At 59.7% G+C, this 16854-nt stretch carries 12 protein-coding genes; 11 read left to right on the forward strand and 1 reads right to left on the reverse strand.

Features of this window, described 5'->3' with window-relative positions; translation table 11 throughout:
* Positions 1–5 precede the first annotated feature (5 nt).
* Both M5C71_RS13220 and M5C71_RS13225 read left to right on the forward strand, forming a co-directional pair.
* Positions 6–1862 (forward strand): hypothetical protein, encoded by a 1857-nt coding sequence (locus M5C71_RS13220; protein WP_248768003.1) that lies wholly within the window; start codon positions 6–8, stop codon positions 1860–1862.
* Positions 1863–1870: 8 nt separating this feature from the next.
* Positions 1871–6109, forward strand: a complete 4239-nt coding sequence (locus M5C71_RS13225; RefSeq protein ID WP_248768004.1) for a hypothetical protein — start codon at positions 1871–1873, stop codon at positions 6107–6109.
* A gap of 9 nt (positions 6110–6118) precedes the next feature.
* Here the strand turns inward: M5C71_RS13225 and queG are convergent, their stop codons facing one another.
* Positions 6119–7207, reverse strand: a complete 1089-nt coding sequence (gene queG / locus M5C71_RS13230; RefSeq protein WP_248768005.1) for a tRNA epoxyqueuosine(34) reductase QueG — start codon at positions 7205–7207, stop codon at positions 6119–6121.
* A gap of 63 nt (positions 7208–7270) precedes the next feature.
* On the opposite strand from queG, the gene M5C71_RS13235 reads away from it, so the two are divergent.
* The 9 genes from M5C71_RS13235 to hflC all read left to right on the forward strand — a co-directional run bounded on the left by M5C71_RS13235 (position 7271) and on the right by hflC (position 16722).
* Positions 7271–8131, forward strand: a complete 861-nt coding sequence (locus M5C71_RS13235; protein ID WP_248768006.1) for an NAD(P)H-hydrate dehydratase — start codon at positions 7271–7273, stop codon at positions 8129–8131.
* Positions 8119–8589 carry a tRNA (adenosine(37)-N6)-threonylcarbamoyltransferase complex ATPase subunit type 1 TsaE gene (gene tsaE / locus M5C71_RS13240; protein WP_248768007.1) on the forward strand — a complete coding sequence of 157 codons (471 nt, stop codon included), beginning with the start codon at positions 8119–8121 and terminating at the stop codon, positions 8587–8589. The genes M5C71_RS13235 and tsaE overlap by 13 nt, the downstream gene beginning before the upstream one ends.
* A gap of 3 nt (positions 8590–8592) precedes the next feature.
* Entirely contained in the window at positions 8593–10020 is a 1428-nt protein-coding gene (locus M5C71_RS13245) for an N-acetylmuramoyl-L-alanine amidase (RefSeq protein ID WP_248768066.1), read from the forward strand.
* Positions 10017–11936: a DNA mismatch repair endonuclease MutL gene (mutL, locus tag M5C71_RS13250; RefSeq protein WP_248768008.1), complete on the forward strand. Its 1920-nt coding sequence runs from the start codon at positions 10017–10019 to the stop codon at positions 11934–11936. The genes M5C71_RS13245 and mutL overlap by 4 nt, the downstream gene beginning before the upstream one ends.
* Positions 11936–12916, forward strand: coding sequence for a tRNA (adenosine(37)-N6)-dimethylallyltransferase MiaA (gene miaA, locus M5C71_RS13255; protein WP_177098566.1), 981 nt, complete (start codon positions 11936–11938; stop codon positions 12914–12916). Before mutL ends, miaA begins: the two co-directional genes overlap by 1 nt.
* A gap of 93 nt (positions 12917–13009) precedes the next feature.
* Positions 13010–13270, forward strand: coding sequence for an RNA chaperone Hfq (gene hfq / locus M5C71_RS13260; RefSeq protein WP_040063849.1), 261 nt, complete (start codon positions 13010–13012; stop codon positions 13268–13270).
* A 12-nt stretch (positions 13271–13282) separates the two neighbouring features.
* Complete coding sequence (gene hflX, locus M5C71_RS13265; protein ID WP_103498405.1) at positions 13283–14584, forward strand: ribosome rescue GTPase HflX; 1302 nt, start codon at positions 13283–13285, stop codon at positions 14582–14584.
* A 96-nt stretch (positions 14585–14680) separates the two neighbouring features.
* Positions 14681–15853, forward strand: a complete 1173-nt coding sequence (gene hflK, locus M5C71_RS13270) for an FtsH protease activity modulator HflK (protein WP_152737686.1) — start codon at positions 14681–14683, stop codon at positions 15851–15853.
* Positions 15853–16722, forward strand: coding sequence for a protease modulator HflC (gene hflC, locus M5C71_RS13275; RefSeq protein ID WP_103498403.1), 870 nt, complete (start codon positions 15853–15855; stop codon positions 16720–16722). Before hflK ends, hflC begins: the two co-directional genes overlap by 1 nt.
* Positions 16723–16854 lie beyond the last annotated feature (132 nt).

Here is a 16854-nt window from a genome sequence, read left to right on the forward strand (position 1 = left end):
CCCTGATGTCTGCGCAAGTCAAGTTATTGGAGATGAACGAAGACCGTTATAAGGTAGCGTGCCCTTTTTATGGAGAAAAGGACTATGCCTTCACGTTCAAATTTACCGCTGTTCACGCGGTCTGGCAGGCACATGATGCCGATTCCGCCAGTCTTGTCGCCAAACCGAATATCTGGATGGGTGAAGAGAAAGAAGATCATTATGTTATTGAACAACGGCCAGGGGCTGCTGAGGAACGGGTGCTTTCTTATCGGCTAGGCCGGAGTTTTACATTGGTCTGCCTGAACGATCAGTTGTATCTGATGCTCAGGGTCTGGGAGGAAGATAAGGAGGGCAAGGTTTCAGCGGCGAGTCGGCGTAATAAAAGCGCGGTGAAAGTTGCCACCCGCGTGGTCTCGGGAAAAGTCGAACCGCTGATGTTCTCCCATCAGGATCCCTGTGTCATCAAACTGGAAACCAGGGAGGGGCTCTCGACCGTCAAGGTATGGAACACTAAAAAAAACGCGGAAGCGCCCTATATTCTGAGTGATTTCGGTGACGCATTTAATGATTTTTTCTCTGGTTTTAGTGAGTTTCAGTTCAATACCATTCCCGTGGCCATTAAAAATGGTCAGCACTCCTTGCGCCTGGAGAGAGTGGCGGCCTGGGTGGGCAACGCCCAGCCAGAGGGGGTGGAAAATTTCAGGGATTATCTGGAAGAAAAAGATCAGGTATTGAAGTGCTTTGGATATCGGCAATTACCTCTGGAACGCTTGTCTGCCTATTATCCGTTTCAGAAAAACAGATGGGGCACACTCAATGACGAGCTGTTTTACGCCGTGGAAAATACCCATTTCGATATCGAAACGACTCAGGGGCTGTGCTTTGATGCATTTAAAAATAAAGTCTCCCTTTCTTTAACGCCTTCGGCAGGCCAAGGGGCCTCGGGCAGTTTTATGTTGAATGTGTTGTTGAAGGAGCCGAGGTTGTTTGAGATCACGACGGTCGGCTCGTTGATTGATACGTGGAGTCGCAAGGAGCCGGTCTTTTCAAAGCGGCAATACGGGTTGAACTTTAAGAAAATTGTGGAGGACGTGGAGCGTTTTGATCCGGCCGCGACCTTTGTTCCCGGTGCTCACTATAAAGATCGAACCCTTGCGGAAATGATCAAGATCGGCGCATTGGCGAGCAGGCTTCCGCTCTTTATGGAACAGCTGCGGGTGTCGAATTTTGAGGTGACGGGGCAACTGAAGGCAACCATGAGTCAGCTTCAGGCCAAACTGAACGAAGATAAAAAGGCCCTTTACACCCGTCGAGCCGATATTGGCGTTCTCACCTGCAAGACCTCCGTACCACAGAACAGCATCGTATTCACTGTGCAAATGCTAAGGCGAATGAAGGTCGACTCAGTGACTGGGGAACTGAGTCATGAAGAGAAAATGGTTTTCCATGACGACCAGGGTAACGACCGTGGGGCGATAGACTTGAAGGATTTCCCGTGTTTCCTGCTGCTTTCTCTGAGTGATGATCGAAAGGCCTTCAATGTATGCGCTGCCCGTACTGACAGCGATCTTTCCCGCGGGCTGGACGCTTCTTTGACGTATGCGATTGCCCCCACCGCCGATCAAACCAAGCCTCAAGACAATCAAACCATCAATGAAGTCATGCTGACGCTCGGCCTGGGAAGTACAGGGGGAGGCGGCCCGATGATCTCGATCAAGGATTTGAGTTTTTGGCGTAGTGCATTGTGGCGCCGTGAGGGGGTGCTGACGGTCGGGGATAAGGTCGACAAGGACTATAACGTGAAAACATTGGCCCACTTAAGCTTTTCCGGTTCGCTCAATCCTCTGGTCGAACAATATAAGAAATCTTTGAAGGTTTAGGTGGGTGTATGCAAAAGTTATCGTTTGACTACAGCCTGAATCAATATGAGATATCAGGCGCTGGGCTGGACAAGGAAAAGCTGGCCTATCTTGAGTCCATCCTGAAGGTCTTGAAGCGCTACGCGGTTGTTTTTCCAAGTCTTTATTTGGAGGATACAACGATCAGGGCAACGCTGTTCGGGAAGACTTACACCCTGGGCGAAATCTATACCCAGGGGAGCGGGGAGCAGCGAGTGATCTATCCCTGTTTTCGACATCAGTGGAGCTTTGATTTTACCCGGGATATTCAGTCCTTTGTGCTTTGGCGGGAGATGAATGAATCGCTGAGAGCGACTTATTCGGAGCTTGAGTCGGATTTGTTGACCGCAAGAGAGGGCGTTGCGCACGCGCGGGTCCATTTGGCCTTGCTCAAGGATTTCATCGCAATGGCCAAGGCCGAGGGCAATCACCTGACTGAAAAGCGGGAAGAGTTGAGCTTTTTGAAGGGGTTGATCTCACTCTATTATCTGGGTGTCGTCCAAAAAAAATGGCGGGTGTTTCAGGGTGTCAACTTACCGGTGAGCCCCTCCCGACCGGGTGTGCGTGTGAAACGTGCTGTGGGCACGTCGCTCAATCTGCTGATTGGTGAGGATATTGCCAGTACCCTGCTGTATCAATCACTTATAACCTATGAAAATCAACATCCGTTGACGCTGATCGATTTTTATTTTTCCTACAAAAATAGAGGTGCGTTGAAAGATCCCGATGATTTAATCAAGTTCTCCATTTCGTTTAAAGAGGTATTTCGACGGATCTATGGCAGCGAATGGCAGATCAGTGCAATCGCTTTTCCCACCATTGTCGATGTCTTGAACCCCAGTGCGGCAATCCCCATGGATCCAGAGGACGCTCATCGATATATCGGCAATCTGGATAAGGAGTTTGTACGTTTCAGAAAGGAAAATCTGGATCGGTTGATTGGGCTTGATCAGGACTTGGGCGTCCACAGCATCAGCAGCTACCATCAGGCGCGATCACATGATATCGATACGTTCTTCGGTCGCGGCCGACCCAGTCCGATTAATGTCCTATCGATTGATTACATCAGCCCACGGGCGGCAGGTGCTCCGTTTGACGGCATCATCAACATCGTCGGTCATGCGGATATTTTTGGTTTGGCCGGCGTCTCCAGTGCTGAGAGAGTAGCCGGCTGGATATACAGTAATGTTACGAGCGTATTTGGAAGGGAACCTGCCAGGTTCAAGGAAATCAGGTATCTTAATTTTGCCGCGTGTAATTTCCCCAAGGCCATGGCGGAGTATGTCGCGGCGCTTTTTGTCGAGCGCTGCCTGGAGGCGGGGCGCTTTAATGTACGGGGCGGGGACGGTGTAGAAAGACGCTGGATCCCGAATATAACCGTTATTTGCAGTCCTCACGCTTCTTTGGTGGCGTCCGCAAGCTCAGGCCTGGTGCCGTTCAATGCGACGGATATAAAGGATAGAATGGCTCCTCTTCCTGGTGTCGTGCTAAGAATCATGAAGGAGATGCAATCGACCGAGTTTATTGATTTTATATCGAAGACTGGCGCTTGGGATTTTGCTGCGCCCGCGGTTCAGCGCTTCTTGCAGGAAACCCATGTGTTTTCCGTCGCCGGTCTGGTCAAGGAGGCTTTTCAAGGCGGTGTTGTATCAGAGGCTGAGTTTGACCAGGCCAAGCAGGAAAAAGCGTCTGGTTATAGTGTTTATGAGCGCGATCTGGAAGAGGAACGAAAGAGGAGAAGGGCTGAGACAGTTGCGATTGGTGAAATGCCGTCGTTGCTGCTTGGGCCTTTGGCAGAGGCGCGGCATATTGCCCGCATGGAACACTTGGCTTATGAGATGGTTTCCATCAGGCCCAAGGGCGCGGAAGCGTTTTTACGGGTCAACACATTTGAAACCATGCGCCAGTTGCACGAGTATTATGCGGAAATAAAAAATCGCTATCTCTCTCGCAAACCGGATGGAACCATTGATGCCGATGCGAAGGTCAATAGTCAACAGTACAAGAGGGCCTTGGAGGATTTGAGAGCAGAAAACAGAATCAAGATTCTGATTGATCCGTTCGATCCTGGATATCATTACAAACGGCAGTTGATACTCAAGGGCTTTCGTGAGCATTTAGGTATTGCCTATCGGGAGTTTCAGGATTTCCCGTTCTACAGTGCGCACTATTCCCCGTTGTATGGTGTGCAACCTGATAATTATGCAACGACGTCCTACTACAGTCAGCAGTTGGCGCAGATTCTCTTTGTCGTTACCAAGCAAGAGTACAGGGAGATGACAGGGATTGAGGTGGACAGGATTCACATGTCCCCTGAAAGTAGTGTGCCGGACTCTATCTTCACTAAGGTTCAGCAGCACTTTAACGCTTTGACCATGAGGGCAATAGTGATTGGTGCACCACTCTATCTCAGTCTTTTGGGCAGCGAGCAATTTGGCGTGTCGACGCGAGACCTGAGAGCGCTGCTCGAATCAGGCGAGGAAACCAAGATTCTTCCCGCCATCGATCAGCTGGAAAACAGTCTGAAACGAAAGAAGGCGTTGCTGCAGGATTCGACGTCCTTGAGACACCTGCAAGAGACCCAGGAAAACCTCGGTCGTGCCAAGACCGCCATCGAGAAAAAGCAGCTGTCCCCCGCCGTCCTGAAGACCACCGCCCGCGTGACCGCCGGTTCCAGCCGATTGCTCGGGGCCTTCGGGGTCTTTGTGGACTTCCGTACCCAGCCCTTCCACCTCGATTTTTCTTCGCTCAAATCGGGACTGTTTACTACCAGCGATTCATTGGCGGTGGTCAAGGGTGTTTTTGATTTCACCACGGATATCGGGCCGGTGCTGGCCCTGCGCCTGGCCTCCAGCGCTTCGCGAGCGCTCTGGCAGCCGAGGCTTGATCATCTGTTCTTCAAGATGAACAAGGTGTTGCTGCCCCTGGATGTGCTGTTCACGGCGGTCAGTCTGTACCGCAACGTCGAGGGTGCCCGCTTGGCGAAAACCGCCGAGGAGCAGGCGCTCTATATCACCATGACGGTGATCGATGGCGCCTCGTTTGGGGTGAGCCTGGCGGGATTTATCTTGCTGGGTGTGCCCGGGGTGGGGGTGGCGCTGATCCTGGTGGGGATGGCCCTGGCGGTGGTGAACATCCTTTTGAATGCCATCGTCAGTCTTTCCCAGTTGGAGAACTATCGCTGGGACGAAAAAGTGGGGTTGTTCTTCAGCAACCTGTTCGGCGCCTCAACGCTGCCGGGGATCCTGACCCAGCAGCAGATGCGTCAGGCGGCGGATCGATTGTTCACCGGCTTGCGGGAAGAGGGCATTGATCTTCTTCTGACGCCGATGATCAATGACGCGGACGATCACGATCAGACCAACCCGCTCAAGGATATTGGTGCGGTCAGCCAGGACACCAGCGTTCGCCAGCAGCCCAGGGGTTATACGTTGTCGCCGTCGGGGTTGACCTCGGATGACTTGACGTTCTGGGCGGATGCCAAGGACAAGGAAAAGACCGAACAGGTCCATAAGGGCTGGTACCTGCGCCGCCAGGAGGCTCGCCGGGGGCGAGAGCGCAAGCTGATGGTGACGATGCCTTCCACGCCGAGCACACGGCTGGAGGTACTGGATTTCGGTCCGACACCGACGATCCTGCTGTTCGGTGCCACGCCTCATCTGCTGCTGGAGGCCAATCCGTTCGGCTGGGCAGCGGGAGAGTCACCGCAGGAGCAGGCCCTCAACAAATACCAGGTCAGGCTGCACCCCGAGACCGCCTACACCCTGCAGTTCAAAAAGAGCGTACTGACCTCAAAAGACTTTGACTCGAACTTTGGCAGCCAAACGGAGTTGATCGTGCCCGACGGGGAGTTCCAGCGGTTGCCTCAAGTGAGCCTGGACCTGTCCGGCCAGGACGATGCCCGCGAGACCGTAGCGGAGTTGGACTTGTCCCGCTCTTCGCTGGAGGTCGCCAAGTTCAAGGACAAGAGTGCGTTCAAGCTTGATCTGGTGAATGCCGCTGACCACGGCGCCTGCGCGCTGGAGCAGGTGGTACGTACCGTCCAACTGCCGTCCTATATCCGCTTCAAGAGCGGAGAAACCCACCCGGTGATGGCGGTGGTGGGGGAGGGCTCACGGATCACGCTGAGAAACTCGACGGGACGTTCGCTGCTGCTGCTAAGGCGGGAGGTTCGTCGTTGCGAGATTGAGATACAGGCGTCGGTCAGCGGTTTTGCGGTTTCTGTTTGAATCTCCAGGTCAGAGCGGGACTGGACCCAGGGCACTGCGCTCGGCATGTTGGCGCAGCGCCCACTGCACATGCTCCTGGACCAGTTCCGACGGATGGTCCCGGCGGGTATTGAGGGCTTCAAGCACGGGGATCGTCGAGGGCGCATTCCCCAGCCCGACCGCCAGATTGCGCAACCAGCGCTCATAACCCGCCCGCCGTAGCGGCGAGCCCTCGGTGTTTTTCAGAAAGGTCTCTTCGTCCCACAGGAACAGCTCGGCCAGCCCGGCATTGTCCAGGCTGTGTCGGGGCTTGAAGTCGCCCTCATCGGAGGGTCGGGCAAAACGGTTCCACGGGCAGACCATCTGGCAATCGTCGCAGCCGAACACCCGGTTGCCGATCAGCGGCCGCAACTCTTCCGGGATCGCGGTTTTCAGCTCGATGGTCAGGTACGAGATACAGCGCCGTGCGTCCAGCACATAGGGCCCGACAAACGCCGCCGTCGGACAGATATCCATGCACGCCGTACAGCGCCCGCAATGCTCCGTGGCGTGGGGGGCGTCCACCGGCAGCGGCAGGTCGACGAACAGCTCGCCGAGAAAGAAGTAGCTGCCGGCCTTGCGATTGAGCACCAGGGTGTTCTTGCCGATCCAGCCGAGCCCGGCCTGTTCGGCAATGGCCTTTTCCAGCACCGGGGCGCTGTCGACGAAGGCGCGGTAGCCAAAGGGGCCGATAACCTGCTGGATACGCTCGGCGAGCTGTTGCAGGCGCTTGCGGATCAATTTGTGATAGTCACGGCCCAGGGCATAGCGCGAGACATAGGCTTTTTCCGGTTGGCCCAGGCGCTGGGCCATCTGCGTGTCGCCCGGGAGGTAGTCCATGCGCAACGACACCACTCGCAACGTGCCGGGCACCAGCTCGTCGGGGTGTGAGCGTTTGCTGCCGTGGGCGCCCATGTAATCCATGTCGCCGTGATAGCCGGCATCGAGCCAGCGTTGCAGGTGCCGCTCATGCTCGCCCAGCTCCAGACCGGCGATGCCGACTTGCTGAAAGCCCAGTTCACGGCCCCATTCCTTGATGGATTGGGCGAGGGCGGGGAGGTCGACGCTATTTACAGGCATGAGACAGGAGAAACCTAGGCTTTGGTGCGTATAATTCTGCCAGACATCAGAGCTCGACGACGCATGCCGCAGACCAAACCGCCTTTTTCCGATATTCAGTCATTGACCCTCGCCACCCTGCCGAGCCTTCCCGCACGAGAACTGGACGCCCACAAAGGGCAGTTCGGCCATGTGCTGTTGATCGGCGGCGACCGGGGTTTTGGCGGCGCCATTCTGCTCGCGGCTGAAATGGCCTTGCGCGGTGGTGCCGGGCTGGTATCCCTGGCGACACGTCCGGAACATGTGGCGGCCTCCCTGGCTCGGCTGCCGGAGGTGATGGCGCTGGGCATCGAGTCGGCCAATCAACTGATGATGGTGCTGGCCCAGGCCGGCGTGCTGGTGGTCGGCCCGGGGCTCGGTCAATCCGCGTGGAGTCGCAGCCTATTGTCACTGGCGGCCAATGCCGGGTTGCCGCAAGTCTGGGATGCCGACGCCCTGAACCTGCTGGCCACGGGCAGCTTTACCTTGCCGGCGGACAGCGTGATCACCCCTCATCCAGGCGAAGCGGCACGCTTGCTGGGGATTTCCACGGCCGCTGTACAGGCGGATCGTCCCGCCGCCGCCCTCCGGCTGGCCCGGCAGTACCAGGCGGTCTGCGTGCTCAAGGGGGCGGGCAGCCTGATTGCCGCGCCGGACGGGCGCTTGTCGATCTGCGAGCGCGGCCATCCGGCCATGGCCACCGCCGGGCTGGGCGATGTCCTCTCCGGTTTGCTCGGCGCCCTGCGCGCCCAGGGCTTGCCGGCTTACGACGCCACCTGCCTGGCGGTATGGCTACACGCCAGTGCCGGCGAGCAGTCGGGTAAAAACGGCCGAGGACTGGCAGCCAGCGATCTGATCCCGGTCATTCGACAGTTGCTGGAGGAGCAATCACCGTGTCTGAACTAACCCTTCAACTGCCGGATGAAGAGGCCATGGTCGCCTTCGGCCGGAAAATCGCCGAAGTCACCCGTGGCATCGGGGTGATTTTCCTCGAAGGCGATCTCGGCGCCGGCAAGACCACCTTGTCCCGGGGCATCATTCGCGGCCTCGGCCATGCCGGCGCGGTGAAAAGTCCGACTTTTACCCTGGTTGAACCGTACGAAATCGGTGATATCCGCGCCTTCCATTTCGATCTGTATCGCCTGGTCGACCCGGAAGAGTTGGAATACATGGGGATTCGTGATTATTTCGACGGCGCGGCCCTGTGCCTGGTGGAGTGGCCACAGCGGGGCGAGGGCTTTTTGCCAAAGCCCGACCTGACCATTACCATTAGCCCGCATAATGGCGGTCGTTCGCTGTATCTGTTGTCCCAGGGCGCCCGAGGCGACTCCTGGTGTGCCGAACTGGCATTGGAAATCAAATAAATGATGGGGTTTGGTATGCGCATTCGCGCGTTGGTTGCTGTCGTGGGATTGTTGCTGGCGGCACTGGCCGTTGACGCCGTTGCGGCGACACAGGTCAAGAGTGTTCGCCTGTGGCGGGCCCCGGACAACACGCGTCTGGTGTTCGACCTCTCCGGCCCGGTCCAGCACAGTGTGTTCACCCTGACTTCTCCGGATCGGCTGGTGATCGATATCAATGGCGCGACCCTGGGTGGCCCGTTGAATGTGCCGACCGCCAACACCCCGATCAACAGCGTACGGGCGGCCCAGCGCACACCGACCGACCTGCGGGTGGTGGTTGACCTGAAAAAGGCGGTCACCCCGAAGAGCTTCGTCCTGGCGCCGAACGCGCAGTATGGCAACCGCCTGGTGGTCGACCTGTTCGACAACCCCGCCGATGCCGCGCCACCCGCGGCACCGGCCCCGACGGTGGCAACCGTGCCAGCGGTCCCGGTGACGCCAACGGAACCGGCGATCAAGCTGCCACCGGCGCCAGCGGGCAAGCGTGACATCATCGTGGTGATCGACGCCGGCCACGGTGGCGAAGACCCGGGTGCCTCCGGCTCCCGTGGCCAGCACGAGAAAGACGTGGTGCTGGCCATCGCCCGCGAACTGCAACGCCAGGTTGGCGGTATGAAGGGCTACCGCGCCGAGCTGACCCGTACCGGCGACTACTTTATCCCGCTGCGCGGCCGTACCGAGATCGCCCGCAAGAAAGGCGCCGATCTGTTCGTCTCGATTCACGCGGACGCCGCCCCTTCGGCCGCGGCCTTCGGTGCCTCGGTGTTCGCTTTGTCCGATCGCGGCGCTACTTCCGAGACTGCCCGTTGGCTGGCGGACAGTGAAAACCGCTCCGACCTGATCGGTGGGGCCGGTAACGTCAGCCTCGACGACAAGGACAAGATGCTCGCCGGCGTGTTGCTCGACCTGTCGATGACCGCTTCGCTGACCTCCAGCCTGAACGTCGGACAGAAGGTCCTGAGCAACATCGGCCGGGTTACGCCGCTGCACAAGCAGCGCGTCGAGCAGGCCGGGTTCATGGTGCTGAAGTCGCCGGATATTCCGTCGATCCTGGTGGAGACCGGGTTTATCTCCAACTCCAACGAGGCGTCCAAGCTGGCCTCTTCGAATCACCAGCAGGCCCTGGCGCGCTCCATCAGTGCCGGCATCCGCCAGTTCTTCCAGCAGAACCCGCCACCGGGCACCTATATCGCCTGGCTGCGGGATTCCGGCAAGATCGCCGAGGGCCCGCGTGACCATCGCGTGGCACCGGGCGAGACCCTGGCCATGCTCGCCGTGCGCTACCAGGTCTCGGCGTCGACCCTGCGCAGTGCCAACAACCTGACCAGCGACGAGCTGAAGGTCGGGCAGAACCTGACGATTCCGGGTGCGGAACTGGCGGCCAAACAATGAGTGAAGCCTTGAACAGCAACTCGCGCATCGAACTGCTCAGCCCGCGACTGGCGAACCAGATCGCCGCCGGTGAGGTGGTCGAGCGCCCGGCCTCGGTGATCAAGGAACTGTTGGAAAACAGCCTGGACTCCGGCGCCAGGCGCATCGATGTGGATGTCGAGCAGGCCGGGGTCAAGCTGCTGCGGGTGCGCGACGATGGCAGCGGTATCTCCGCCGACGACCTGCCGTTGGCCCTTGCGCGCCACGCCACCAGCAAGATTCGCGACCTGGAAGACCTGGAACGGGTGATGAGCCTCGGTTTCCGTGGCGAGGCCCTGGCCTCCATCAGTTCCGTCGCCCGGCTGACCCTGACTTCCCGCACCCGTGACGCCGACCAAGCCTGGCAGGTGGAAACCGAAGGTCGCGACATGGACGCCCGGGTGCAACCTGCGGCCCATCCGGTGGGCACCTCGGTGGAAGTCCGCGACCTGTTTTTCAACACCCCGGCGCGGCGCAAGTTCCTCAAGGCCGAGAAGACCGAGTTCGATCACCTGCAGGAAGTTATCAAGCGCCTGGCCCTGGCCCGTTTCGACGTGGCCTTTCACCTGCGCCATAACGGCAAAAGCATTCTCAGTCTGCACGAGGCCCATGACGATGCGGCCCGTGCCCGGCGCGTGGCGGCGGTCTGCGGTGCGGGGTTCCTCGAACAGGCCCTGCCCATCGAAGTGGAACGCAACGGCCTGCACCTGTGGGGCTGGGTCGGCTTGCCGACCTTCTCCCGCAGCCAGGCGGACTTGCAGTATTTCTATGTGAATGGCCGCGCGGTGCGCGACAAGCTGGTGGCCCATGCGGTGCGCCAGGCCTATCGCGACGTGCTGTTCAATGGCCGGCACCCGACCTTCGTGCTGTTTTTCGAGGTCGATCCGGCGGTGGTCGACGTCAACGTGCACCCGACCAAACACGAAGTGCGGTTCCGTGACGGGCGCATGGTCCACGATTTCCTCTACGGCACCCTGCACCGCGCCCTGGGCGACGTGCGCCCGGAAGATCACCTGGCCGCGCCTGCTGCGGTGGCCGGCATGGTCCGGCCGACAGGGATCGAGGCCGGCGAGTTCGGTCCCCAGGGTGAAATGCGCCTGGCGGCCAATCTGCTGGAGCAACCCCAGTCGCAGCCTGCGTCCGCCTTTGCGCCGGCGGCCGGATCGGGCTCGGGGGCCGGTTATCAGTATCAGTACCGCCCGCAATCGACCCAGATGCCGCCCGCCGCCGAGGCCCAGGGCGTCTATCGCGAGTTTTTCGCGCCGCTGCCGGATGCGCTGGCATCGCCGACCCTGCCCGACAGCCAGGGCGATGTGCCGCCCCTGGGTTATGCGCTGGCGCAGCTCAAGGGCATCTATATCCTCAGCGAAAACGCCCAGGGCCTGGTGCTGGTGGATATGCACGCCGCCCATGAGCGGATCATGTACGAACGCCTGAAGATCGCCATGGCCAGCGAAGGCCTGAGCGGCCAGCCGTTGCTGGTGCCCGAATCCCTGGCGGTCAGCCAGCGCGAAGCCGATTGCGCCGAAGAACATGTCGGCTGGTTCCAGCGCCTGGGCTTCGAATTGCAGCGCCTGGGCCCGGAAACCCTGGCGATCCGGCAGATCCCGGCCCTGCTCAAGCAGGCCGAGGCCAATCGCCTGGTCCAGGACGTACTGGCCGACCTGATGGAATACGGCACCAGCGACCGGATCCAGGCGCACCTGAACGAATTGCTCGGAACCATGGCCTGCCACGGCGCGATTCGCGCCAACCGGCGCCTGGCCCTGGCGGAAATGAACGGTTTGCTGCGGGATATGGAAAACACCGAGCGCAGCGGCCAGTGCAACCACGGTCGGCCCACCTGGACCCAGCTCGGGCTGGATGATCTGGACAAACTGTTCTTGCGCGGTCGCTGATGATGGCTTCCAAGGCACTACCGCCGGCCATTTTCCTGATGGGTCCGACGGCGGCGGGCAAGACCGACCTGGCCATCGAGCTGACCAAGGTGCTGCCGTGCGAGCTGATCAGCGTCGATTCGGCCCTGGTCTACCGGGACATGGATATCGGCACGGCCAAGCCCTCGAAAGCACTGCTGGCGGAGTTTCCCCACCGTCTGATCGATATTCTCGACCCGGCACAGAGTTATTCGGCGGCGGAGTTTCGCAGCGACGCCCTGGCGGCGATGGCCGAGATCACCGCGCGCGGCAAGATTCCGCTGCTGGTGGGCGGCACCATGCTCTATTACAAGGCGTTGCTGGAGGGCCTGGCGGAGATGCCGGCGGCCGATCCGCAGATCCGTGCCGAAATCGAGGAAGAAGCCGCACGTTTGGGCTGGCAGGCCCTGCACGACCAGTTGGCGGTCATCGACCCGGTCTCGGCGGCGCGCATCCACCCCAATGACCCCCAGCGCCTGAGTCGGGCGCTGGAAGTCTATCGGGTCAGCGGATCGAGCATGACCGCCCACCGCCAGCGACAATCTGCGCAAAGTACTGACGCAGCCGCTTCGGGACGGCCGCAATTGCCCTATACTGTTGCCAACCTGGCTATCGCCCCGGCGAATCGCCAGGTTCTGCACGACCGAATTGCACAAAGATTCACACAAATGCTGGAACAGGGGTTCGTAGACGAGGTCGTAGCTCTGCGTAGGAGAAGTGACCTGCATGTCGGGTTGCCGTCCATACGTGCTGTGGGCTACAGGCAAGTCTGGGAGCATCTGGAGGGCAAGCTGACGTCAGCCGAAATGCAGGAGCGCGGCATCATTGCCACGCGCCAGTTGGCAAAGCGCCAGTTCACCTGGTTGCGCAGCTGGACGGATCTGCACTGGCTCGACAGCCTGGACTGCGACAATCTGCCACGCGCCTTGAAATACCTTGGGACGATCTCCATATTGGGCTGAGTCCTTGCAATTGCCGTCTATCCTTGGGGGAAAGGCGGTACAAGCCATCCATTTACCCATTTTTTATTATTGATCCTTAAAGGAGTGCGGCACATGTCAAAAGGGCATTCGCTACAAGACCCTTACTTGAATACCTTGCGTAAAGAGAAGGTCGGGGTTTCCATCTATCTGGTCAACGGTATCAAACTGCAAGGCACGATCGAATCCTTCGACCAGTTCGTGATCCTGCTGAAGAACACCGTCAGCCAGATGGTCTACAAGCACGCCATCTCGACAGTGGTGCCGGTTCGTCCAATTCGTCTGCCTAGCGCAACCGAAACCGAACAGGGTGACGCTGAGCCAGGTAACGCCTGATAGGAGTCTCCTTTGTTCTTTGAGCGCCACGGTGGTGGTGAACGGACCATTCTCGTTCACTTGGAAGGTCAGGACCCTGAGGCGCGCGAAGATCCGCAGGAGTTTCAGGAGTTGGCAGTATCGGCAGGTGCCGAGACCGTCGCGTTCTTCAACGTGCCGCGTCATCGGCCAACCGCCAAGTATCTGATTGGCACTGGCAAGGTCGAGGAGCTTCGCGACCTGGTCAAGGCCGAGCAGGTCGATATCGTGATTTTCAATCACATCCTCACGCCCAGCCAGGAACGTAACCTCGAACGTGTCTTCGAGTGTCGCGTGCTGGATCGCACGGGCCTGATTCTCGATATTTTCGCCCAGCGCGCCCGCACCCATGAAGGCAAGCTCCAGGTCGAACTGGCCCAGCTTGAGCACATGAGCACGCGGTTGGTCCGCGGCTGGACTCACCTTGAGCGGCAGAAAGGCGGTATCGGCCTGCGCGGTCCGGGTGAAACCCAGCTGGAAACCGACCGGCGCTTGCTGCGGGTACGCCTGCGGCAGATCAAGGGGCGCCTGGAAAAGGTCCGCAGCCAGCGCGAGCAGTCTCGCCGCGGGCGCAAGCGGGCCGATATCCCGACGGTGTCGCTGGTGGGCTATACCAACGCCGGCAAGTCGACGCTGTTCAATGCGGTCACCGAATCCGACGTGTATGCGGCGGACCAGCTGTTCGCCACCCTCGACCCGACCCTGCGCCGTCTCGAACTCGACGACCTCGGGCCGATCGTGCTGGCCGACACCGTGGGGTTTATCCGCCACTTGCCGCACAAGCTGGTCGAGGCTTTCCGGGCTACGCTCGAAGAGTCGAGCAACTCCGACCTGTTGCTGCACGTGATCGACGCCGCGGAACCGGACCGGATGCTGCAGATCGAGCAGGTCATGGTGGTACTCGGCGAGATCGGGGCCCAGGACTTGCCGATCCTCGAGGTCTACAACAAGCTTGATCTGCTCGAGGGCGTCGAGCCGCAGATCCAGCGCGATGAAGACGGCAAGCCACAGCGTGTCTGGCTCAGCGCCCGGGACGGGCAGGGGCTGGAGCTGCTCGAACAGGCGATTGCCGAGTTGCTGGGCAACGATTTGTTCGTCGGCACCTTGCGCTTGCCGCAGCGTTTTGCTCGACTGCGTGCACAGTTCTTCGAGATGGGCGCGGTGCAGAAGGAAGAACACGACGAAGAAGGCAGTTGTCTGCTGTCCGTCCGTTTGCCCAGGGCCGAGCTCAATCGAGTGGTCTCGCGCGAAGGGATGAAGGCGCCGGAATTCATCGAACAACACACTTTGCAATAAAAGCCTGGGAAAGCGGTTGTGCCGCGTTGACAGGCATTCTGTAGCATTGGTCGGCGCGCCGCGGGCGCGTCTTTGCTTTATCAGATGGAGAGCGCTATGGCTTGGAATGAGCCGGGTGGCAACTCGAACAATCAGGATCCTTGGGGTGGCAAGCGCCGTAACAACGGCGACCGCAAGGGGCCGCCGGATCTCGACGAAGCCTTCCGCAAGCTGCAGGAGAGCCTGAACGGGTTGTTCGGTGGCGGTAAGAAACGCGGTGACGATGGCGGTTCGGGCGGTGGCAAGGGCGGCGGTTTCGGCCTGCTGGGCATTGGCCTCGTCGTGCTCGCGGCCATGTGGCTGTACAGCGCGGTCTATGTCGTCGATGAGCAGGAGCAGGCTGTCGTGCTGCGCTTCGGCAAGTACTACGAAACCGTAGGGCCGGGCCTGAACATCTATTTCCCGCCGATCGACAAGAAGTTCCTGGAGAACGTCACCCGTGAGCGGGCGTACACCAAGCAGGGCCAGATGCTGACCGAAGACGAGAACATCGTCGAAGTGCCGCTGACCGTGCAGTACAAGATCAGCAACCTGCAGGACTTCGTGTTGAACGTCGACCAGCCGGAAATCAGTCTGCAACAGGCCACCGACAGTGCCCTGCGCCACGTGGTGGGTTCCACCGCGATGGACCAGGTGCTGACCGAAGGGCGCGTGCAGATGGCCGGCGAGATCAAGGAGCGTCTGCAACGCTTCCTCGACACCTACCGTACCGGTATCACCGTGACCCAGGTGAACGTCCAGAGCGCCGCCGCGCCCCGTGAAGTCCAGGAAGCCTTCGACGACGTGATCCGCGCTCGCGAAGACGAACAGCGTTCGCGCAACCAGGCCGAAGGTTATGCCAATGGCGTGGTCCCGGAAGCCCGTGGCCAGGCCCAGCGTATCCTCGAGGATGCCAACGGTTATCGCGACGAAGTGGTGTCCCGCGCCAAGGGTGAGGCCGACCGCTTCACCAAGCTGGTGGCCGAGTACCGCAAGGCGCCGGAAGTCACCCGTGAACGCCTCTACCTGGACACCATGCAGGAAGTCTTCAGCAACACCAGCAAGGTGCTCGTGACCGGTAACAAGAACGGCCAGAGCAACCTGCTTTACCTGCCGCTGGACAAGATGATCCAGAGCGGTTCCGGCGCCGGTACGCCGGCCAAGGTGGTGGGGTCGATGGCCAGTGGCAACACTGATGTCACGCCGCACATCACCGAGCCGCAACCCACTCGCACCCGGGAGAGCCGCTGATGAGCAATAAATCACTGATCGCCCTGGTCCTCGGGGTCATCGTGGCAGTGGCTGCCTGGAACTGCTTCTACATTGTGTTGCAGACCGAGCGGGCCGTCCTGCTGCAATTCGGCCGTGTGGTCGAGGCCGATGTCCAGCCAGGCCTGCATGTGAAGCTGCCCTACGTCAACCAGGTGCGCAAGTTCGACGCCCGCCTGATGACCCTGGATGCTCCGACGCAGCGCTTCCTGACCCTGGAAAAGAAAGCCGTGATGGTCGATGCCTACGCCAAGTGGCGGGTCAAGGACGCCGAGCGTTTCTATACCGCGACTTCCGGTCTGAAGCAGATCGCCGACGAGCGTCTGTCCCGGCGTCTGGAGTCGGGCCTGCGTGACCAGTTCGGTAAACGCACCCTGCACGAAGTGGTCTCCGGTGAACGTGATGCGCTGATGGCTGACATCACCGCCTCGCTGAACGCCATGGCCGCCAAGGAGTTGGGTATCGAAGTGGTCGACGTCCGGGTCAAGGCCATCGACCTGCCGAAGGAAGTCAACCGCAGCGTCTTCGAACGCATGAGCACCGAGCGTGAGCGCGAGGCTCGTGAGCACCGCGCCAAGGGTAACGAACTGGCCGAAGGCATTCGTGCCGACGCCGATCGCCAGCGCCGTGTATTGTTGGCCGAAGCCTATCGCCAGTCGGAAGAAGCCCGCGGTGATGGTGATGCCCAGGCCGCCGCAATCTATTCCAAGGCCTACGGCCAGGACCAGGAGTTCTACGCGTTCTACCGTAGCCTGCGCGCCTACCGTGAAAGCTTTGCGGACAAGAGCGACGTGCTGGTGCTGGACCCGAGCAGCGACTTTTTCCGTTATCTGGAAAAAGCCAAGCCCTGATCCAAGACGTATCGTGTCCCCCCTCCGCCCGGCAGCTAAAATGCCGGGCGGGGTGATCCTTTCGGAAAACGGGTGTATGATGCGGCAGCCGGGAAATTCCCGGCTTTTTTGCGTCTGTATGTTTGATTGGCG

Origin of the sequence: Pseudomonas sp. MWU12-2345, from assembly GCF_023242385.1 — a bacterium.
GTDB lineage: Bacteria > Pseudomonadota > Gammaproteobacteria > Pseudomonadales > Pseudomonadaceae > Aquipseudomonas > Aquipseudomonas gingeri_D.